The sequence below is a fragment of the Myxococcales bacterium genome (assembly GCA_016699535.1).
In the GTDB taxonomy this organism is placed as follows: Bacteria; Myxococcota_A; Polyangia; order Polyangiales.
Window position 1 is genome coordinate 3071269 of sequence record CP064980.1, and the last position, 21670, is coordinate 3092938.

Below are 21670 nucleotides of genomic sequence, written 5' to 3' on the forward strand. Positions count from 1 at the left end.
AATCGGCAAAAACCCCGATAAATGAAGGGGATTACGGCCGAAACTTTAATTGAAGGCCTCAGCGCATCAGCAAACAGCCTGGACCCAGCGTTGTGCAAGCGCGCCATCCGTGTTTATAAAAAGCTCCCATGTTGTTGCCAACTTATTCCCCTTCCGTCCCGAGCAAGCGCGACGCTCAGGACTGGCGCTGGCAAGCGCAGCATAGTCTACGTGATTTAGCCGGGCTTGAACGCGCATTAAAACTAACGGACGACGAGCGGGAAGGTATAGAGCACGCCTTAACCCAAGGCTTTCCCTTGGCCATCACCCCCTACTATTTGTCGCTCTGTGATCCCGACAACCCAGCATGCCCGATTCGTCTTCAATGCATTCCTAGCGCAAAAGAAAAACTTCGAAGCGAGGGCGACCTTCGTGATCCTTTGGGCGAAGAAGCGCACGAAGTAGCTCCGCGACTGATTCAGCGCTATCCCGATCGAGTTCTGCTTTTTTTCACCGACCGCTGCGGTGTGTATTGCCGCTTTTGTACGCGCTCACGCATCGTAGGCGCCGGTGGCGGAGCAGCGTCCTTAAAGGAACTCGAAACAGCATTTGCTTATCTAAAATCACACCCTGACATTCAGGAAGTTATTGTCTCAGGGGGCGATCCTCTGGTGATGAGCGATACGAAAATCAGGGCCCTACTGCACGAGCTTAGAAGCATTCCGTCGATCGGCAATATTCGAATCGCAAGCCGGACCCCGGTTACACTTCCGCAACGCATCGACAAAGCGCTGTGCGAAACACTGCGAAGCCACCCCTTCAGTCTGGCTGATGACGCATTTTAACCACCCCAAAGAACTGAGCCCCGAAGCGAAAAAAGCACTTGCCTTGCTTGTGGATCACGGCATCCCGGTGATGAACCAAAGTGTGCTTCTTCGCGGCATCAATGATGAAAGCCAAGTGCTTGAAGAACTATTTCGAAAGCTCGTTCAGCAGCGTGTCAGACCCTACTACTTGCTTCAAGCCGATCCGGTTTCAGGCACAGGGCACTTGCGCACACCGCTGAAGGTCGGCCTTGATATTATGCAAGCTCTGCAAGGCAGGCTCAGCGGAATTGCTTTGCCCAAATTCATCATTGATACGCCCGGCGGCAAAGGTAAAGTCCAAGCGCAATACGATCCCATTGTCAAGCAGGCACAAGGCCATACCACACTGCGGACTTTTCGCGGCGAACTTGTCGATTATATTGATCCGCCGTAATACATATCAAGCGAGCCATTGAACCCAGAGAAACTCGTTTAGGAAAGCTCCCGAAAAGTCACTGCAACCATAAAAGCGCTAGACACCTACTAAACCGTATTGCATAGGTCTTGAGACACAAGCGAGAGGGTCTCGGTTTCGAGCAGCCCGCGGAGCCTATACGCGATAGGTGAGCAGGCAGCGCAAAAAGCGAGGGCCTATCGCGCCGTGGATCACGGCCTAGGCGATACGGTTTAGCCATTGACCAAAGTCGCTGATGAGGTAAAAGGCAGGACAAGAATTCCCTACGAGACGCCAAGTCGGTTTCGAGACCGTAAAAGCGCCTCATGTTGTGCTGCCATGCCCCAGCTGGCACACACTAAGGACGGCAAAAGGTTATCATGGAAGGTACTCTCACTCTTCGGCAAACTACGATAGGTAAAAAAGCACTGATGGCCGTTAGCGGCGTGTTGCTCATCGGCTTTTTGATCGCCCATCTTCTTGGCAATCTGCAGCTCTACGCGGGGCCTGAAAAAATCAACGCTTACGCTGCTGGACTGCGCAAACTTGGCCCGCTGCTTTGGGTAGCCCGACTAGCTCTTTTAGGGGCTATCATCGTGCACATGACTTCAGCCTTCCAGCTATGGATGCTGGCCAAAAAAGCGAGACCCATTCCCTATCAAAAACATGTGTATCAAAGCAGCAGTTACGCTGCTCGCACCATGCGCTGGGGCGGGATCATCCTACTCTTTTCATTCTTTATCACCTCGCACATCTCACTGGCGGCAAGACTTTAGGTCTTTATGAATTTGATCCACACAATGTTTACAACAACGTTGTGTTGGGCTTTCAGATTTGGTGGATCTCGGCCATCTACATCATCGGCAACCTTGCGGTTGGCTTGCATTTGTATCACGGCGCGTGGAGTTTTTTGCAAACGCTGGGCGCAAACCACCCACGCTACAATGCCGCGCGTAAATTCGCAGCTTATGCACTCGCAACCTTTATCGTCGTAGGCAATCTTTCCTTTCCAATTATGGTTATGGCTGGCGTGCTCAGCCCCACGGACCAGCATTTCTACTACCCCGAACTGGCAGGGCATTAACAATGACGACTGAACTTAATTCAAAAACACCAAATGGTCAGCTTGAACAACGCTGGACGCAGCACAAAGCAGCGATAAAACTGGTTGCGCCCGCTAACCGCCGAAAACATCAGATCATCATTGTCGGCACTGGACTTGCAGGTGCATCGGCCGCTGCCACGCTGGGCGAGCAAGGCTACAACGTTAAGAACTTTTGTTTTCAAGACAGTCCACGGCGTGCACACAGCATCGCCGCCCAGGGCGGCATCAATGCTGCCAAAAACTATCAAAACGACAACGACAGCATCTGGCGTCTTTTCTATGACACCATTAAGGGTGGAGACTTTCGCTCACGCGAAAGCAACGTCTTCCGTTTAGCCGAAGTCGCCAACTCCATCATCGATCAGGCCGTCGCACAAGGTGTGCCTTTTGCTCGTGAATACGGGGGCTTACTTGCCAACCGCTCCTTCGGCGGCGCGCAGGTGTCTCGGACTTTTTACGCCCGCGGTCAGACGGGGCAGCAACTTTTGCTAGGGGCCTATCAAGCACTGAGCAAGCAAGTTGAAGCGGGCACAGTGACCATGTATCCGCGCACCGAAATGCTGGACCTGATCATCGTTGATGGCAAAGCTCGCGGCATTGTAACTCGCGATCTAGTAAGCGGACGGCTGGATGTGCACATGGCCGATTGCGTAGTGCTTGCTACCGGCGGCTACGGCAACGTCTTTTACCTTTCGACCAACGCCAAGGGTTCCAACGCAACAGCTATCCTGCGTGCCTATCGACGAGGCGCTTTGTTTGCTAACCCTTGCTACACCCAAATTCATCCGACTTGCATTCCGCAGTCTGGCGACTACCAAAGCAAACTCACCCTCATGAGTGAATCGCTACGCAACGATGGTCGTGTATGGGTGCCCAAAGACTCTTCCGATTGCAGCAAAAACCCGAGACAAATCCCCGAAGACCGACGGGACTACTACCTTGAGCGCAAATATCCAGCCTTTGGTAATCTTGTGCCACGTGACATCGCATCGCGTTCAGCAAAAGCAGTCTGTGATGAAGGTCGCGGCGTCGGACATGAAATCGAGGGGCAGCGCCGCGGTGTTTACTTGGACTTTTCCGATGCGATCCGCCGCTTGGGCCGAAAAGAAGTTGAGGAACGCTACGGCAATCTCTTTGAAATGTATGAGCGCATCACCGGTGAAGATCCCTATGAAGTACCCATGCGCATCTATCCAGCGACCCACTATACCATGGGCGGCTTGTGGGTTGATTACAATCTGATGACGACCATTGAGGGCTTGTTTGCGATTGGTGAAGCAAACTTTTCCGATCACGGCGCAAACCGTTTGGGCGCAAGCGCGCTTATGCAAGGGCTAGCCGATGGTTATTTTGTACTGCCTTACACCTTACCGAACTATTTGGCTTCAACGGAGCTAAAACCTGTGTCAGAGGACCACCCCGAAGCAGTCTCCGTGATGAAAGAAGTGCAAGGCAATATCGAAAAGCTCTGCAACACCCCTTCGCCGAAACACTCGCCAGATTGGTTTCATCGCAAGCTTGGTTCCATCATCTGGGAGCACTGCGGCATGTCACGCACCGCAGCAGGGCTTCGGCAAGCGCTCAAAGAAATTCCAGAATTGCGCGAGCAGTTTTGGAACGAAGTTCAAATCCCAGAAAACGGAAGTGGTATGAACCAAACGCTCGAAAAGGCGGGTCGTGTTGCAGATTTTCTTGAGCTTGGCGAACTCATGTGCATTGATGCCCTGCACCGCGAAGAGTCCTGCGGTGGACACTTCCGCGAAGAACATCAAACCCCCGAAGGCGAAGCGAAGCGCAATGATGCAGCCTTTAGCTATGTCGCCGCTTGGGAGCACTCGGGCAACGCAGCCTATCCAACGCTTCACAAGGAAAACCTAAACTTTGAGTTTGTGACACCAAGCCAACGGAGCTACAAATAGATAATGTTCCGGGGACGGCGGAACGCGATAGCTTAAAGGAATAACGACCCATGGCAGATATCATACGTTTGAAACTTCACATCTGGCGGCAAAATGGCCCGAATGACACCGGCCGCTTTGAAAGCTACACAGCGGACAAGGTCAACAAAGACATGTCCTTTTTGGAAATGCTGGACGTCGTCAATGAAGGAATTATTGAATCTGGCAAAGACCCCATAGCTTTCGAGCACGATTGTCGCGAAGGGATTTGTGGGGCTTGCGGCGTTGTCGTCAATGGCTTTGCCCACGGTCCACAGAAACTGACAACCACCTGTCAATTGCACATGAGGCAATTTTCCGACGGTGATGAGCTTTGGATCGAACCTTGGCGCACCTCAGCCTTCCCTATCATTAAAGACTTGGTTGTGGATCGCGGCTCCTTTGATCGCATTATTCAAGCAGGTGGGTACGTCTCAGTGCGCACGGGCAGTCCTCAAGATGCAAACGAAATACCCATTGGTAAAGCCGCAGCCGATGCAGCTTTTGATGCCGCAGCCTGCATTGGTTGCGGTGCATGCGTAGCAGCTTGCCCGAATGCTTCCGCTCATTTGTTTGTGGCGGCCAAAGTCTCCCATCTTAGCTTGCTTCCGCAAGGCCAAGCCGAACGACAGGAGCGCGTTCGCAAAATGGTAGCTCAGCACGACGCCGAAGGCTTTGGCTCCTGCACCAATCACGGCGAATGCGAAACAGCATGCCCCAAGGGCATCAGTGTCAACTGGATAGCTCGCATGAACCGTGATTTCTTAGACGCCATGCTCAAGGCAGAAACGACTTTGAAAGCTCCAAAACTTCGGCAGGTTGAAGACAGCTAGGCCCCTTAGTGCTCTGAGCGTAGCTTTCTAACGAGCAACCACACGAGCAAAGCAAGCACCAAACCGGCGAAGACGATTACGGTGTATTGCTTATAGAGCAACTGCAACTTATCCCAGTTTGCACCGCCGCTATAACCAGCAGCCCCAATCAGACCGTTCCAAGCCAGTGCCGATAGAGCGCCAAAGAAAATCGTTTGCCCGACTGGCATTTTTGCAATCCCTGCCGCCAAAAAGAAAAAAGCACGCAGCATCGGCAAAAAGCGATTGAGCGCCAAGTACATCGGCCCTTGTTTTTGGAAACGTTGCTTCAACACCTCGATGGCGCGCCGACTTTTGGGATGGCTCACCCAAGCATCAAGCCGTGTATCGCTCGCCACAAGCCAGCGCCCTGCTCCATAACTAAGCATGCCTCCTGCCACAGAGCCTGCCGTAATCACCAGATACACCCACCACAAACGATAGCCTGCTGTCACACACAGAAACACGCCGAAGAGCGTGACAGTATCCCCTGGAAATGGCGGGATAATGTACTCAATGCTTGCTGAGGCCGCCAAAACCAGATAGGCGTAATAGCTCTCGTTACTCCTTAGCCAGTCAAGTAAACTATCCATCATTTAAAATTGATCACAATCTGTAGGATCGAAATACTCCGTCATGTTTCTGCTTTTGTGATAGGTTTTTAACGCTCATTATGCCTCGATCGTTTATTTCGCCCCGCGTTATCCATCAAGGAAGCACTCTTGCCATTGTAGCGCCCTCGGGCCCATTTGATACCGACATCTTTCGTCAAGCTGAAGCGCGCCTCGCCGCCCGCTACAGCCTACGCTATCGGCAAGATATTTTCAGCAAAGATGGTTTTTCGGCCGGAAATGACAAAAGACGTATCGAAGAACTTGTCCAAGCCCTTCACGATCCAGAAGTTGACGGCATCCTATGCGCACGCGGCGGCTATGGCGCAACGCGCTTGTTGGATAGCCTTGATCTCGACCTTATCCGTCGAGAAAAGAAAAGCTTGATCGGCTTTAGCGACATCACGGCACTGCATGCCTTGTGGGCCGAAGCAGGCTTGCAAAGTTTTCATGCACCGATGATGGCGAGCCTTGCCAAAATGAGCGACGATGACTTTGAAGACTGGATATCTGTCATCGAAGGCAGCACCCCCAAAGCTTTCGATGACCTTGAAGTGCTTGTCCCGGGCAGCGCCACAGGCCCTCTGCTCGGCGGAAACCTGGCCGTCTTATGCTCCTTGCTTGGCACCCCACATTTCCCACCCATCGATGGCGCTATTCTCTTCTTGGAAGACATCGGCGAGGCTCCCTACCGCATCGACCGCATGCTCACCCAGCTCCGGCAAGCCGGCATCTTTGAACGCATAGCCGCCCTAGTCTTCGGAGCTTTCACGAACTGCGATAACGACAGCTCCCCTAAAGCCATCGATGCAGTCCTACGCGACTTTAGCCAAAGCCTAAGTATCCCCACCGCCTCCGGCATGCCCCATGGCCACCCACCTTTTGATCGGCGCGCCATTGTACTTGGAGCACAAGCAAGCTTGGCTCTTTTGTTCCAAGAGAGCCAAGCTGTACTGCGGTTTTAGATCACTACGCTTCAATCAGAGCACTAGGAGTGCTCCCTCGTGTATTAAGGAAACGATGCATCAATGAAACTAGGAGCCTCATCGTCAAAGGCTCTTAGCCCGATAAACCCTGTCGCGCCTGACGCTACCTCAATGTCGACGGGAATCATGTTTGCAGGGATGTTGACTGTTGGCGCACCATCCGCGTTTGACGTGAATAGGTTTTGGCCATTCTCCGAAAAGACGTCTACCGCGCAAGCACGGCCCATGTACTGTTCCGGACAACCCCCAAAGTTGGCCACCGCAAATGCACCACGACTCGTATCTGAATTGACTGAATAAGTCATTTTCTGTGGAGCAAAACGCACCGCTAGGTATTCATCGACACACACAGCGATGACGGTGGGACTCTGTCCTGCCCACAGCGCAGCCGCATCGCTCATGCCTTGATCGGTACAAGGGAAGTTACCTGTGATCTCGCTTGCTTCAAGAGTCGTTTCATCCTGTTGGATAGCTTCCTCTACGGTCTGACCGCTTCCGGTCTGAGCAATGTACTCTTCGCAAGTGGCTTTGGCATCCGGTAGAGCATCGGACAAAGACTGAATAGCTTCCGGAGGAGCTCCAGTGGCTTGAAGGGATGCGACTTGTTGCTCTAAGGCATCAAAGGCATCGCAAGGGTTGTAGCCAAAGAAATCGCGCAAGCCGTTTGCAATCTTTCCAACAGCAGCGTCGAAAGCTCCCCTAATGCCCTTATCCGGATCTAAATCAAGAGCGTTGGCAACGACTTCCCAAGCTTTGTCAAAAAGAGTTCGCAAAGCGTCCGTAATGAATGCCCAGAGTAGTTTACCGTATTGAATTGCCAAAAACGCAAGTGCAGCAAGCGTAACATCCGCCAACTCGGAGAGCGAAGCATCACTTTTACCGCGCACATTCTTCCACTCTTGCAGCTTTTGATTCCACTCATCCCGCAACGCGTCATCTTCGGGATTATCCCCGAAGTAAAGTGTACGCATTAAATCATAGGCAACGTAGGCTAGCCCCCCGATAACGACTATTTTAGTAGCCAATCCTAAAATCTCGCCAACACCTAGCGCTTCTTCATCGCTTTGTGCCACAGGATCATCTTCGGCCGTTTGCAAGGAGCAGGCTGGTACAGTGATCAATGCGACACTGAGTCCCACTATCAAAGAGGCCATCGTGAGATATTTACTTGTTTTCATCATTTCTCCTGCTCTCCCTTCCACTTGCATCAAGGAGCACAATAATTCGTATGCCAAATCCCGCACAGGGCACCACTGGCGCACTCGGGTCTATCTTCGCCGTCCACCAAACCTGGATCGGATGGGTAGCTTCCGCACTTGTCCGGATCCTTTGGATTCAGGCCAATGTTCTGCCAACTCCAACTGCCAGCAACCTTGCGACAAACCTGCGTCACGTTGCTGTGCATTTCCACATCGTAAGCCGCCCGAAAATGCTCGCCGCGCGTGTAGGCTCCAACCACCACAGGCTTGAACCTGCTTTGGATAGCATCCGCCGAGCTGCAATCGGCAACGCCTTGTTTGCACTTCATCTCACAGCCAGCCGTATCCGCCTGACAACTCTCCGGCAAGCCGTTTGGGTTACGTGTCTTGCCGGCAGCTAAGGCCCAAATGCGACCCTCAACACAACTGCTACTCGCTGCACTGGGCTCTTCCGACGGCACAACGCTAGGCTCATCGGCTGCACTTGCCTCGGCGCGATCGTCCTCCAACTGGCTGGTTTGCACAGCTGCGTTGTTCGTGAGTTCCTGACCCGTAGCATAGTAGTTGTTACTGATAGCGACAACGTTGGACTCCAGCCTCACTGTTACCCACCAGCGTCGATTCGAGTGGTTTTGAAGTAGGATCGCTCAACTGAGCGTCAACAACCTTTGTTGCCTCAGGAGGCAATGACTCGCGCAAATCCGTCGCAACCTCAGCAAGCATCTGCCCCTGTTCCTGTTGCACGCCTCGAAGTCGCGCCTCTTCAGTTTCCAGAGCCAAACTATCGACAAAGCGTTGCTTATCATCCCCGCTCACCGCTGACGGATCGTTAATCAGCCGGATGCTCTTAGCCCCACAGCTGTCAGGATCCCGATACATCGGCAAGCTGCTCGGCTCGATGTCTAAAGTCACATCCAAATAATCACTGTAAGCAAAAAGAGTTAGCGTGACATGGCTAGGAATTGCGCCGTAGTTGATGTCCATTCCTACGCCATGGCATTGATTGAAATCTGCCTCAGACGTGAGTTTATCCATCAACGTTGTGTAGTCAATCAACACATCGGCTTCGAGCACGTGAACATTATCGACACCATAAGACGTCCCGGCTCGTGCATTGGCCCATTGAATCGCAAAATAATTTGTCACAGCCGTACAAGGATCACCATTGCATTCATTGGCAGCGCCGCTGCAATCAAAAGCCGTCCCGTCCGTTGAGCCCACAAACAACAGCGAAGCCAGTGTCACGTTGATTTGATTGGGTACGTCGCTGAGCCGATTTCCATTCGCATCGACAGGATAGTCCGGGGCGCCGGTATCCGGATCAAGCTCGACAGGCGCAGGCTCTCCTTCCACCGTAATCGCAAAAGCTTCTGCATCTCCGCCGCTAAACAACTCCCAGTGCAAAGGAGCGTTGTTTTTTTCAACGACTTCACCACCATGCTCTACTTTGAGCGCAAGCGGCAACGAACCAGAAACCGTCCAGCGCTCGGCCTGCTCCGCACACAAAGGAACCTGACTTTGGCCAAGCCGAGGCTCGTCCTGAGTGCCGAGACCACAGCCCAAAGCAAACACCAAGCCAAGTACAACAACGTGTGGAGCACTTACTGACAGGTATTTTGTTTTGGCTGTGATCATCGTTCCTCCATGGCCTCAACTAACAGTTAACCGCTCGTTCCGGCGCCACCAACGGGAGTGGTGATTTGCTCAGCACAGGTGCTCGGGTCTCCACCGTTGTTGAAGCAGTCGACAAATGCTTGATAGTTCGCGTTCGTCCCACATGCTGCAGCCGTTGCTTGCTCCTCACACACTAACGACATCGCGTCAGTGCATGCGCTAGCACCTTGAGGCGCAGCACACACGGCCAAACAAAGCCCTGTCGCAGCCCCAGTACCAACGCCAAAGCTCCCTGTCAAACAGCTCGTACACGTCGCTTGACAAGCGCCGTCTGTACCACAACTCGCGAAGTCACAAGTATAAGCATCGCCACTACCCGTGCCATTCCCAGTTGAGCTACCGGTCCCGGTTCCTGCATCGTTGGTTTCTTCAGCAGGAGCCTCATCAGACTCGTAAGGAACAGCAAAGGGGTTAGGATACTTGCCACTTACGTCTTTATAGAAAGTAGCCATCTGCACGTGCGTAGGACGAGGCCTCCACGGGCGTCGCATCGCATAGCCAGTAGGCGCAGCCCCAGCGACTTGCTGCCAGCTGTATTCCACCGGAATATGCCGATGCTGAGGAAGTTCATGAAGCGTCGAATAGGCAAAGTCTTCGTTCAAAATATATTCGAAGACATTGTAGTCAAGTTCTTGCAAATCACGCTGCGTGCCGAGCGATGCAATATCCGCTGTAACCCACTGACAGGTATCGTTCAGACGACCATCGATACGCAGAGGAATCTCAGCATGTAGCTCCACAAGCAAATCAACATACTTCGCATCCGAGAGGCGATCTGGTTGGTAGACTAGATCCTGAGCAAAAGCTTCCGCATCAAAACTTGCTTCATCCGTAATTCCAAGGGCGTTTAGCACTGAAACCTTTGCACTTTGCAGTCTCTGCTGAGCTCCTTTGTAAAAACGCTCCCAGAAGTTGAGCTCGTCGCCAGGACCACGCATAATCCCGCCCATCATCATCCAGCCTTTCGCCTTTTGAAAATCGTCGCTCTTAAGGTTTTCCTTAAACTTGTCACTGTCTCGGTTGGAACTTTCATGGTTGAAAGGCCCCCAACCAGAACGGCAGGTTCCGTAGGCGGTTGCTCTGGCAAAATCGCTCAAATCGAACTCACCCTGAATGTATTTGAAACCAACAACACGGTCAGATTCATGTGGAAGCAACTGCAAACGGGGCTCCACCTTTCGAACACGAGGAATGGTTATATTCCCACCAGCACTATCTTCCGAAATATTATCACGAAAGGCCAAGGGAATATTCTCCAATTGCCCAGACGATACGGTAAGTGGCTCGGAACAGTTGCTGGCCTGACCTTCGGAGCAAGCACTCGGCTGACTGATAAACTCGGCAACCACTCCACCACCGGCCCAAGTTTCGTGAATCTCGTATTCGCTTACCTCGGATTCACCCGGGACAAACTTGCAACTCGGGTCTTGAACACGACACTCCTCTACAAAGTCCTCAACCTCAAGTCGGTTGTAACAATAGGTGTGGCTCTTTACCGCAAAGATAAAACCTGCTTGTGGATTCCATTCATGGACATTGTTAAGCCATATTGAACTTCGGCTATAATAGGGACTTGAACTGAAATCCCCAAACGAAATACCTTCATTCGAAGCTCTTGGTTTGTCCGGATCACCCGCCCAGTAAGTTGGCCCATAACAGGTATAAGGCCCAACCGTATAACCCTCTTTATCGATTGTGATGCGGTCGGACTGCTGTTCGAGCGATGTATTGTCACTTGGAGCACATGCACTTAAAGCTAGTGCCGCACAGGCTATCCATGTCTTGTTGATTCTCATCATTGCATTACTCCTATTGAGACTTTGATTTCGACTTTCTTTATTCTGTTGCATCGTGTGTTCCATGTTGATTCCTAGCTCGCAAAGAAGCCTTTGCGTAGGGCATCCCAGTTCACACTATCGGCAAGCTTGTGGTACTGGGCCGTCGTCCATTCGGGATTAATCAACCCGAGTGCTGCGATGATAGCTGCAGCAAGGCCTATCCCTGTTGCAATCCACTCGAGCACCTTGCGGATGTTGCACCATACAACCGCCGCGATATTCAGAGTGAAGCGAACTAGTTTTGCTAGCCACACAGCAAGGTCCACACTGCCGATGAGTTGTCCGACCCATCCGATTCCGCTAAAAATACGGCCAAGAACAGGAATGTTTGTTAGCCAGTTCGCGGCGCCAGGGATCCAGTTGATAGCATCCACAAACTTTTGCATTGCTAGGATTCCTCTGCCAGCACCCTGTGCCGATGCTTTCGTTGCCACGTTGGTCGATAGACTTTGCCATCGTGAAACAATCCCACCGGTGCCTTTGGAAATCGGCCATTGATACTTAGTGCGAATGTTGTCTTCCGCTATACGGCCCCATTTGAACTGATACTCCTCAACACAGCTCTTGGGGTCGTCCCAATCCGGTTTACCGTTCTTGGGAGCCTTCCAGATCCAACCATTGGCTTTAATGTCTTCCCAATCGGCGATGACATTGCCGTGTTCGTCCACCACTTGGCGTGGAATCCCTTGATAAATAGGGAAAGCAACAAACTTTCCAGCTTGCTGCATTTGCTCAAGGCCCAAGCCAACGCCTTCTGCGAGCAAGGAACCCACAGCCATGGCCTGATAGAGCTCAGGCTCGCTCAGATCGAAGACCTGGGTGTACTGAGTCATTTCAACACCCACCAAATCGTCTAAGTTGGTCGCTATGTTGCCAGCCATCAACGCTGGTAGCGCAACAAAGAAGGCAAGATTAATAGCTCTTGGCATCGTGAAAGCTACTGGATTCTGTATAAAGGTAGTCGATGCCGAAGACATTTGCTGAACGGCAGCTAGCATCTTCAAAAGATAGGGCCAGCTTTGGGCAAAGGATAAGTTTTGCCCCGCAGCAGCTGCTTCATGTCGAGCAAGAGAATAGTCCGCAATTGCCTTTATAAGGATGTCACGTTCAGCTGAGGTAGCTACCGCAGTAACCCCCGCGACGAGAACACCAACAAGAAGATAGGGGAGCAAGGCGGAAAGCGATACGCCGCCTACCGTAGCACCGCCAATGCCCGCTAGCGTTCCACTGCCGGCAGCAGCGCTACCGAACCAAGCTCCTCCGGCAGTTCCGCCACCCACGGCAACCGTGTATCCCATGCCGGCTGCAATTGGCTGCAGTTGCGGGGCTTGTTGAAGAAGGAAATCAAGCTTGCCTGTATAAAAAGCAAAAGCTAAAAAGGATGTGATGCCTCCCGCAGTGAATAGTTCCGTTTGAATATTAGCAAGGCTACTAAGGCCACCGCTGACTCCATCGGAAATGGTGCCTAACGCACCAAGAAGGAAATTTTCGTCATCGTCATAGGCCGTATCCTGACCAAGCTCACGAGCTATACAATTAAATTCGTCGTCCTCGTCCAAAGCTGCATAGGAGCACAACGACTGTCTTACAAGCGAAGGGATTTGTTTGAAAGACGGTATATGAAGGCTTCCAAAATTAAAGTCTTCAAACGCACCGAAAAGCAGGGCCTGATCTTCCGCTGCAATTTCAACCTGAGCGTCCTCGGACTGCACAGCACATCCCGCTCCGAGCGCGGCGACTAAGCTCCCTGAAACGACGATGCTGAGGCATTGTAGGATGAACTGGAATTTGCGCATTGTGATAACTCCTAATCTTTTTCTGGGCGGTTATGTGCCGCCGTAGAGGCTTAGGTGCAAAATGTGATCCAAGCGCATACATGCGTTGATGCTGTAAATTTACTGTATCAAGCTGTGTTTTTGTGCCGATCTGTGGTGTCAACGCACCCCATGTGGGGTCAACTGACCCGTCAACCCAGTTGCCACTTCAAGTCCATATATGTGTATAAAATGTCCTTCTAATGAATTTACTTAGCTTTTAAGGACCTATCTATCTTGCCGAGCGGTTCAATTGACAAGATTGGCATCAAATAGACCATTTTAATGCCAAACTTGTCACTAAAATGGCTCGAAAACGACAGATATGTCAATTAAGGCAAGAACCCTCAGGGTCGCGGTGGAACGACATCCTACCTTTTAATAGAAGGCGGCTCGATCATGCGCAAAGCGATGGAAGGTCTGGGGGGGCGGAGTTGGCCGAACCAGGAGAAGAACTCTTCGAGTTTGGCCCGGCGCTCGGGGCTGAGGTAATCGAAGTTTATGCCGCGATCGGAGATTTCCCAATACTCCGAGCTTTGGGTGCGCAGAAGTTCATCGCGAATTGAGGCCATGCGCTCAGCGGGCTCGGCTGACATGTCTTCGTAAATGCGTTTGGCCAGTTCGTATTTACCGTTCACCAAGAAGTACGTGGCCAGTTTGATTTGGGCTTTGCGCACGCCTCTTAGTGAGATTTCCTGGGCCTCGGTTTCGCTTTCACGGTCCACTTCGAGCAAAATCTGCAGTAGCTTTTCTCGCGCAGGGTGCTCCGAATTGTAGGCCTGTTCGTTTAATGAGCACAAATCGTAGGCCACAGTCTCAAGCACAAAGGAAAGGTTGCGGCTGAAGGAAATCTGACCGTAGTACTTAAAGTAGCGGGCAATTTCGATGAGATGCTCGTCGTGCCCTTCGCTTAGTGCACGCTCGGCAAACAGCCGGTATTGGTTCAGGACGTTGTAAGCCGTACGCACGTCAGGTTTGTTGAGCGTGGCGCGCACGTAGGTGTTGAAAAAGCGGATGCAGAGCTGAACGAGTTCATCGTCGCCTGATTTAACAGCGCGCTCAGCAATGACCCTGGTGTTGATGGCTATTAAGTAGTTAATATCCCGCATCCGGCCCACTGCTTCATTGAAGAGCGTTTGGTACTGGCGCAGGATTTTCATTTCCATCCACAAGCCTTTTTTACTGACTTCCTTCACGATGTGGGGGGCCATCGAGACAAAGTCATGATTTCGCGCAAGTTCGCCTTCAATGAGAAACCAGGCTGGCGAAAGGCGTTCGCGGTGTTTTCGGTAGTCCAGGAAAAAACGCTTCAAAGCGTTGATGCTAGCCATGGAGATGCGCTTGTCTTTGTGGTCCATGGCATTGAGCGCGACGTCAGCCAGCTGCTCGATGCCGCGCACGGCTTCTTGATGGCGAGCCGAGACGTGATGACCAGGCCTAAAGTGAGTAATCACTTTCATCGTTTGCTTTCGAATGCGCTCGACGATGCTAAGCGGATTGAGGAAGGCAAAGACGTAAGCAAAATAAGGCAGCAATATCAAAAGACAGCTGGTCAAAAGTAACATCGTGACCACGATACTGGTGTACGGGATAAAGGCGTCGGGGCCTGGCGTGTCATCAAATATCAAGCTGGTCCACACTGCCTGAAGCGCGGTCACCACAAAAAGGCCCATCACTGCAAAGTTGGTAGGCTCACCGACAAAGAGCTCGGTGATGCGGTGGGTGTAGCGGTTCGAAGAAAGCTCGACGACGATGGCGACAACGGTAATGGCGATGGCAAGGACCGCTGCCACGACTTCAGCCGCGTTGGAAATCGTCGCGGCGGCTGAAACGGGGTTGGGATGAAAGATGAGCAAAAGCACGCGCAAGGGATCGGGGTTTTGCGAAGCGTCGACCCAAAAAGTCAGGGCAAAGACCGCAAGGCCAATGCTGGCCAAGACCATAAAAGGCAGTAGCCAAATCCCCAAGGAATGCACACTTTTCCTAACCATATCACGGCCCATATATCACCATTGCCCCCTCGGCGCCTACCGTGAACAAGACGAAGTATGGTGTTTTTCCAGTCAAGTTGCATGCTGCTGCGACAAAGGCCAGGCTCCGCGGCCTTATGTCGCTAAGCGTGGCCAACCCATCCGTATCCAAGCCATCCGAGCCAAAGCCCGAAGCAGCGATCGAGGCTCTGCGCTGGGCAGCCGACGTGGGCGAGAAAAGCCGCGCCGAGTGCCCGGCCCCCAAACTAGAGCTCGAGGCCAAAGACATTGAAGCCCTGCCCCTTGCCACATTTCGCGAGCAAATGGACCGCTTGCTGCTAGGGCGCTACCCCGATCAAGGGCTTGATGCGCTTCTTGAGGCAGGGATTCTTGAAGTGTGGCTGCCTGAGATTTCAGTGATGGTGGGTTTTGGCGATGGCGAGTGGAACCATAAAGACGTCTGGAAGCACACCAAGCAGGTGGTATGGCAGTCGGTTCGCCGGCTAGAAATCCGCTGGGGAGCCTTGCTTCACGACATCGGGAAAATCAAAACACGCTCGATCGATGAAAAAGGCGCCGTGCACTTTTTTGCCCATAGCGAAGTCGGGGCGGCCATGTTTCGCAAACGGCTCGCCAAGCGCTTGGGTTTTCATGGCGCTCAATACAAACGCATTCATTTTCTGATCCTGCATCATCTACGTGCCAGCCAGTACGATGGCAGCTGGACCGATTCCGCCGTGCGACGCTTCACCAAACAGATGGGAGAGGGCCTCGATGATTTGCTCAACCTATCCCGCGCCGATATCACCACCAAACGCCCGGAAAAGAAAAAGCGCGGTCTAAGACAGATCAGTGAACTTGCCAAACGCATTGAAAAGCTTCGCATCGAAGATGCCAAAAGCGCACCCTTACCCAAAGGGCTTGGTACCGCGATGATGGAAACCTTTTCTTTGCCCGCTTCAAAACGCCTCGGTGATATCAAGCAGGCCATGGAAGCTGCCGTCGAACAAGGACAGCTCGAAGCCCATCAAAGTATCGAGTTTTACATGGACTGGCTCAAAGCTCACCGCGATCAGTTCGATTTATAGATTTGTTAGTTCTCGTTACTAAGCGCTAAGCTTGCAAGTTGACCGGGGCTCCCCATGCTCAAACAGTCCTCGCTTCGCTGCGGAACTGCGCGTGGGAAGCCCCGGCCAACTTGCTTCAAGACTAAGCACTCAAGACGCTCATTCATCATCTTCAAGGTGTTTTGAATTCACTGGTCAAAGACGAACTTACCTCGTTTACACTTTGTGTATCATCTGCACGACGATCAGATGAAGCTCCTGGTCTTGGAGCAAAGAGGGACCCGCCCTGCACGCGCAGTTCCGCAGCGAAGCGAGGACTGTTTGAGCATGCAGGGCTGATCCCTCTTTGCAAAGCTGGCAAGAAAAACCAAAGCCAACTAGTATCTGTCTTATTAACCGTTTCGTTGGCCGCGGCGCATGTAGGCTGGGATTTCGAGCAAGGCTTCATCAAGCAATGCATCCGCCCCGAATGCCCGAACAGAGTGGCTTTCTTGTTGGCGCACCGCAGGCATGCTGGGCATGGTCTGACGGTTCATACGCTGTGGGCGCTCGGACTGCGAGCTGCGCGCAGCTGAGAGCGGCAACTGAGCACCGTGTCCGTGATTTTTACTCGTGCCCATGGGCCGACTGATGCGACCTGGATAGTGGTTTTGAGCCTCTGTCATCCGGCTGCCATCAAAACCTGTCGCTATGACCGTGACTTTGACCACATCGGACATGTTTGGATCGGTCACCACACCAAAGATGATATTGGCATCTTCATGCGCGGCTTGCTGCACGTAGCTTGCCGCTTCGTTGATCTCTTTGAGACGAATGTCAGGTCCCGCTGTGAAGTTCAAAAGAATCCCAGTCGAGCCTTCGATGGTGACATCGTCAAGCAAAGGCGAGTTGATGGCCATGTCAGCAGCATCAATCGCACGACGCTCGCCTTTGGCCACGCCTGTGCCCATGAGCGCACGGCCTGTGCTGCTCATGATCGTGCGCACGTCAGCAAAATCAACGTTGATCATGCCCGAGCTCACAATCAAATCGCTGATGCCACGCACCGCTTGCAAGAGCACATCGTCTGCTTTGCGAAAAGCCTCAAGCAAGGGCATGTCTTCATCGGCGAGGTTGAGAAGTTTCTCGTTTGGAATGGTAATGATGGTATCGACCGCATCGGTAAGCTCTTCAATGCCGCGCTCGGCGTTCTTGCCTCGACGGCGTCCTTCAAACAAAAAGGGCTTGGTCACCACGCCCACCGTAAGCGCGCCTTGATCGCGAGCGATTTGTGCAATGATCGGGGCCGCACCGGTTCCCGTGCCACCACCCATGCCAGCTGTCACAAACACCATGTCAGCACCTTGAAGGGCCTCGGCAATCTGTTGCACATCTTCCAAAGCAGACTTGCGACCAATGTCGGGATCTGCTCCTGCGCCAAGGCCTTTGGTAAGGTTGGGCCCGAGCTGAATACGTGAAGCCGCCAAATGGTTTTCAAGTGCTTGGGTGTCGGTATTCGCCACCACAAAATCCACACCATCAAGGCCATCGGCGATCATTGTGGAAAGCGCATTACCGCCTTCTCCTCCTACGCCAACCACTTTAATTTGAGCCTGTAGTACTGATTCATCTGCAAAATCGATTGAGATCGCCATACCCTTTTCCTCCCGAGATTCCTAAACGTCCTGTTACCATTATGAAAACGCCCCTTCGCCAAGGCGCTTTAAACTCACTAAAATACTTCCCTAAACCACTCTCCCAAACGTGAACCGATTGTAGAAGAAGAAGAGCTTCGCCTAGGGGTATAAGATATGTCTGCACGTTGTGGCTCCTCGCGGAATTTGCGAGCGCCATATTTTACTAAACCAACACCTGTCGAAAAAGCTGGGCTTCGCACGACATCGGCCAAGCCGCCCACTCCCATGGGCGCGCCACGTCGCGCCGGAAGGCCCAATACCTGCTCAGCGAGTTCTGGCATCCCATCGAGAATAGTACTTCCTCCTGTGATCACCACACCCGCTCCAAGCACATCATAGTAACCTGTCTCTTCGATGACGTGCCGTACAGCGGAGAAAATCTCTTCAACGCGCGGCTCGATGATATCGCAAAGCACGCGACGTGGCAGCACACGCGGTGCACGACCACCCACCGAAGGAACTTCGATGGTCTCTTCATCATCAACCATATGGCTTGATGCGCAACCGTATTTAATCTTGATACGTTCAGCCTCAGCCATTGGGGTGCGCAAACCTGTTGCAATATCGCTGGTAAGATTAATTCCGCCCACAGGAATTACGCTGGTGTGCACAACCGCACCGTCGGCGTAGATGATCACATCGGAGGTGCCTCCACCGACGTCGATCAACGCAACACCGATTTCTTTTTCGTCTTCAGAAAGCACTGCATCAGCACTTGCAAGCGGCTCAAGCACCACTTCGGCAACGAACTGACCGCAACGTTCAGCGCACTTGATAATGTTTTGCACGCTAGTGTTTGCGGCAGTCACAAGATGCACGCGCGCTTCAAGGCGCACGCCGCTCATGCCCACGGGCTCTTTGACGCCATCTTGATCGTCAACAATGTACTCTTGAGGAAGCACGTGAATCACTTGCCGATCACCCGGCAAAGGAATCGCTTTGGCTTGCTCAAGCACGCGAGCTACATCGTGTGCGTAGACTTCGCGTTCGGACACGGCTGCAACCCCTTGTTTATTTAGACCGCGTACATGACTTCCGCCAATGCCTGCGTAAACAGTGCCCACTTCACAACCTGCCATGGTTTCAGCTTGCTCAATGGCAGTGCGAATGGCTTGCACAGTGGCCTCGATGTTAACCACGACGCCTTTTTTTAATCCCTTCGAAGGTACAGACCCAATACCAATGATGTCCAAGCCATCTTCGGTTTGCTCTGCAATGATGCAACTTACTTTGGTTGTACCTACGTCTAGCCCTGCAATTATTTCCGTCTCGGCCATACAGAAAAACTCCCCAGTTTTGCCCTTTTTATGGAATACACGCCCGGGGATCGTTCAACCAAATAAATGACTAAAAACCTCAGGAACTGTCGAGGTTATGGGCCCTCAAACCGTCTCGGAAAATTAAAAAACGCTGGGATTTCAGTCGCGCAGGCGCACGACTGCCCGATCATCACGTCGCAAATAATCCAGCAAAACATAGGCGGCACGCACGTTTTTTTCGTCGAGTTTTGATAAAATCTTTCGAAGCCGAAGGATTTTGGCTCGGTACGGCGGATGGCCCAATTTCACCTGTGTCGCATCATCACCGATGTACAGAGTTAATGCATCGTCATTGTGAACGTGAATTTCAGAGAGGGTTTCTTTACGCAGCAAACCTGCTTCACGGTATTCTTCAAGCATCGCTAAGATGCCCAATAAAATCGAAGCACGATAGTCACGCTCTTCTTTAAAACGCTTGGAGTCAACGCCAGTGATCACGGGTAAATCCATCGGATCATTTGGCGCAAGCTCTTTGAACACCGTTCCATCCGTTGCTACCAAATAGAGCGTATCGAGTCCCAAAAGCGCAGCGGGCTCATGCTCACGAATCTCGAAGAGATAAGTGTCTGGAAGACGTCGCCGAATGTTCGCTTCCGCTATCCAAGGGTGGTTTTCGATTTGAAGCTCGAGATCTTCGAGACTTTTATCGAAAATGTTATCCCCAAAAGCAAGATGCGCCGCCTGCATAACCTCGCCACGCTTTAAACGATGCAGACCCTCAACGCGTACTTCAGCGACCGCAAAAGATGGCGAAGCCTTGATGTAGCTCCATAGCCATTGAGCCGCAAACCAGAGCACAGCAAGCGATGCGCAAAAAACGATAAAACGAAAGACATAGGCAATAACTCGACGCGTCGTCTCAATGCTTACAGCCGATGGACCTTTTTCCACCACCAAGCGATTGGGCTTGCCTTTAGCGGTAGTCGATCCCGAAGCCGAAAAAGGATTTAACTTTTGGACTGCGCCTGCCATACCCACTTGTCTAACCTACCAAGCAGCTCCGGGGCCAATTTCGTGATATCCCCTGCGCCCAATGTGATCAGGAGGTCAGCGGGCTTGAGCTGAGCAAGCACGGTATCGGCAAGCGAGCCATCTTTCGGGGCATAGATCACCTTTCGATGGCCATGCGCCTTTACGGCATCAGCCAAGGCCGTGGCCGTAATACCCTCAATAGGGCCCTCGCCTGCGGGATAAATATCCGTAATCACCAACACATGGGCACGATTAAAGGCCTGAGCAAGTTCCTCAAACAAATCCCTCGTCCGCGTGTAGCGATGCGGCTGAAAGACGGTCACGATACGTCTAGAAAACGCACGTTGGGCAGCCTCAAGCGTGGCCATGATTTCAGCGGGATGATGACCGTAATCATCCACCACCATGACGCTTGAAACTTCCCCAAGCACCGTAAAACGCCGTTGCACACCGGCAAAGTTTTTCAAAGCTTCGCGAACCGTATCAAGCGGCACATCAAGAATGTCAGCTACAGCAATCACCGCAAGCGCATTGAGCACGTTGTGAATACCCGGCATATTCACTTCAATTTCACCCAACGACTCGCCGCGCCGGATCAGTTCGAAGCGTGTACTTAGGCCTTCGAAGCGCGGATTGCGTCCGCGGTAGTCGGCTTGAGCACTCAGGCCATAGGTGCATAAACGCTTTTCAATCGCGGGAAGCAGTGATTGGACACCCGGGTGATCCAAACAAGCCACAACCGTACCGTAGAAAGGCACTTTGTTAGCAAAACGGACAAAGGCTTGCATGAGCGCTTCTTGCGTTTTGTAGTAGTCCAAGTGCTCCGGATCGATGTTCGTTATCACCGCTACTGCCGGGCTAAGATGAAGGAACGAGCCGTCGGACTCATCCGCTTCGGCCACCATGATGTTGCCAGCTCCCCGAGCTCCGCCTGAGCCAAGCGCGTTGAGACGTCCGCCAATGATCACGGTTGGGTCAAGCTTGGCATGGTGCAAGACCGTTGCGACCAGCGATGTCGTTGTGGTCTTGCCATGCGAGCCCGCAATAGCAATGCCGTCTTTAAGACGCATCAACTCGGCAAGCATTTCTGCACGAGGAATCACCGGAACAGCTTTATCTCGTGCTTCGACGAGTTCCGGGTTGTCGCGTGAGACAGCCGAAGAAAAGACAAGCACATCCGCGTCCTGAACATGCGCAGCTTTGTGACCAAGGCAAATGCGTGCACCTTTTGCTTGCAGATGATCCGTGACATCGCTCCTTTTAAGGTCCGATCCACTCACCTCGAAGCCATGCCCCAAAAGCACTTCAGCAATCCCGCTCATCCCCGAGCCACCGACGCCGACCAAGTGTATGCGTTTTACTTTACCGCCAAACAAATTGCCGCTCCTACGTTGCGAGGGGACTTAGCACAC

19 protein-coding genes are annotated in these 21670 nt (G+C 52.4%); 8 read left to right on the plus strand and 11 right to left on the minus strand.

Features of this window, described 5'->3' with window-relative positions; all coding sequences use genetic code 11:
• The first annotated feature begins 128 nt into the window (after positions 1-128).
• The 6 genes from IPJ88_14550 to IPJ88_14575 all read left to right on the plus strand — a co-directional run bounded on the left by IPJ88_14550 (position 129) and on the right by IPJ88_14575 (position 5114).
• Positions 129-824, plus strand: coding sequence for a KamA family radical SAM protein (locus IPJ88_14550; protein QQR89406.1), 696 nt, complete (start codon positions 129-131; stop codon positions 822-824).
• The gene (locus IPJ88_14555) at positions 811-1239 is read left to right on the plus strand and encodes a hypothetical protein (GenBank protein ID QQR89407.1); all 429 of its coding nucleotides are present in this window, start codon (positions 811-813) and stop codon (positions 1237-1239) included. The genes IPJ88_14550 and IPJ88_14555 overlap by 14 nt, the downstream gene beginning before the upstream one ends.
• A 380-nt stretch (positions 1240-1619) precedes the next feature.
• Positions 1620-2015, plus strand: coding sequence for a hypothetical protein (locus tag IPJ88_14560; protein ID QQR89408.1), 396 nt, complete (start codon positions 1620-1622; stop codon positions 2013-2015).
• Between the two features lie 41 nt (positions 2016-2056).
• The gene (locus tag IPJ88_14565; protein ID QQR89409.1) at positions 2057-2323 is read left to right on the plus strand and encodes a hypothetical protein; all 267 of its coding nucleotides are present in this window, start codon (positions 2057-2059) and stop codon (positions 2321-2323) included.
• A 2-nt stretch (positions 2324-2325) separates the two neighbouring features.
• Entirely contained in the window at positions 2326-4263 is a 1938-nt protein-coding gene (locus IPJ88_14570) for a fumarate reductase/succinate dehydrogenase flavoprotein subunit (protein QQR89410.1), read from the plus strand.
• 50 nt (positions 4264-4313) lie between these two features.
• Complete coding sequence (locus IPJ88_14575; GenBank protein ID QQR89411.1) at positions 4314-5114, plus strand: succinate dehydrogenase/fumarate reductase iron-sulfur subunit; 801 nt, start codon at positions 4314-4316, stop codon at positions 5112-5114.
• Positions 5115-5119: 5 nt separating this feature from the next.
• Here IPJ88_14575 and IPJ88_14580 read toward each other — a convergent pair whose 3' ends face one another.
• Complete coding sequence (locus IPJ88_14580; GenBank protein ID QQR89412.1) at positions 5120-5728, minus strand: DedA family protein; 609 nt, start codon at positions 5726-5728, stop codon at positions 5120-5122.
• A gap of 77 nt (positions 5729-5805) precedes the next feature.
• On the opposite strand from IPJ88_14580, the gene IPJ88_14585 reads away from it, so the two are divergent.
• Positions 5806-6708 (plus strand): LD-carboxypeptidase, encoded by a 903-nt coding sequence (locus IPJ88_14585; GenBank protein QQR89413.1) that lies wholly within the window; start codon positions 5806-5808, stop codon positions 6706-6708.
• A 44-nt stretch (positions 6709-6752) separates the two neighbouring features.
• Here the strand turns inward: IPJ88_14585 and IPJ88_14590 are convergent, their stop codons facing one another.
• The 6 genes from IPJ88_14590 to IPJ88_14615 all read right to left on the minus strand — a co-directional run bounded on the left by IPJ88_14590 (position 6753) and on the right by IPJ88_14615 (position 15245).
• On the minus strand, positions 6753-7883 hold the full coding sequence (locus IPJ88_14590) for a hypothetical protein (GenBank protein QQR89414.1): 1131 nt from the start codon (positions 7881-7883) through the stop codon (positions 6753-6755).
• A 53-nt stretch (positions 7884-7936) separates the two neighbouring features.
• Positions 7937-8530, minus strand: a complete 594-nt coding sequence (locus IPJ88_14595) for a hypothetical protein (GenBank protein ID QQR89415.1) — start codon at positions 8528-8530, stop codon at positions 7937-7939.
• Positions 8496-9563 carry a hypothetical protein gene (locus IPJ88_14600; GenBank protein QQR89416.1) on the minus strand — a complete coding sequence of 356 codons (1068 nt, stop codon included), beginning with the start codon at positions 9561-9563 and terminating at the stop codon, positions 8496-8498. Before IPJ88_14600 ends, IPJ88_14595 begins: the two co-directional genes overlap by 35 nt.
• A gap of 26 nt (positions 9564-9589) precedes the next feature.
• Positions 9590-11401: a hypothetical protein gene (locus IPJ88_14605; GenBank protein ID QQR89417.1), complete on the minus strand. Its 1812-nt coding sequence runs from the start codon at positions 11399-11401 to the stop codon at positions 9590-9592.
• A 71-nt stretch (positions 11402-11472) separates the two neighbouring features.
• Positions 11473-13236, minus strand: a complete 1764-nt coding sequence (locus IPJ88_14610) for a hypothetical protein (protein ID QQR89418.1) — start codon at positions 13234-13236, stop codon at positions 11473-11475.
• A 389-nt stretch (positions 13237-13625) separates the two neighbouring features.
• Positions 13626-15245, minus strand: a complete 1620-nt coding sequence (locus tag IPJ88_14615) for a DUF2254 domain-containing protein (GenBank protein ID QQR89419.1) — start codon at positions 15243-15245, stop codon at positions 13626-13628.
• A gap of 116 nt (positions 15246-15361) precedes the next feature.
• Here IPJ88_14615 and IPJ88_14620 point away from each other — a divergent pair, with 116 nt between their 5' ends.
• Positions 15362-16312 (plus strand): HDIG domain-containing protein, encoded by a 951-nt coding sequence (locus IPJ88_14620; GenBank protein ID QQR92049.1) that lies wholly within the window; start codon positions 15362-15364, stop codon positions 16310-16312.
• A 371-nt stretch (positions 16313-16683) separates the two neighbouring features.
• Here IPJ88_14620 and ftsZ read toward each other — a convergent pair whose 3' ends face one another.
• The 4 genes from ftsZ to IPJ88_14640 form a co-directional block, all read right to left on the minus strand.
• Positions 16684-17925, minus strand: a complete 1242-nt coding sequence (gene ftsZ / locus IPJ88_14625) for a cell division protein FtsZ (GenBank protein ID QQR89420.1) — start codon at positions 17923-17925, stop codon at positions 16684-16686.
• 77 nt (positions 17926-18002) lie between these two features.
• Positions 18003-19244: a cell division protein FtsA gene (gene ftsA, locus IPJ88_14630; GenBank protein ID QQR89421.1), complete on the minus strand. Its 1242-nt coding sequence runs from the start codon at positions 19242-19244 to the stop codon at positions 18003-18005.
• Positions 19245-19385: 141 nt separating this feature from the next.
• Positions 19386-20258, minus strand: coding sequence for an FtsQ-type POTRA domain-containing protein (locus IPJ88_14635; GenBank protein ID QQR89422.1), 873 nt, complete (start codon positions 20256-20258; stop codon positions 19386-19388).
• A complete protein-coding gene (locus IPJ88_14640) occupies positions 20234-21580 on the minus strand; it encodes a UDP-N-acetylmuramate--L-alanine ligase (GenBank protein ID QQR92050.1) in 1347 nt (448 codons plus the stop codon). Before IPJ88_14640 ends, IPJ88_14635 begins: the two co-directional genes overlap by 25 nt.
• Positions 21581-21670 lie beyond the last annotated feature (90 nt).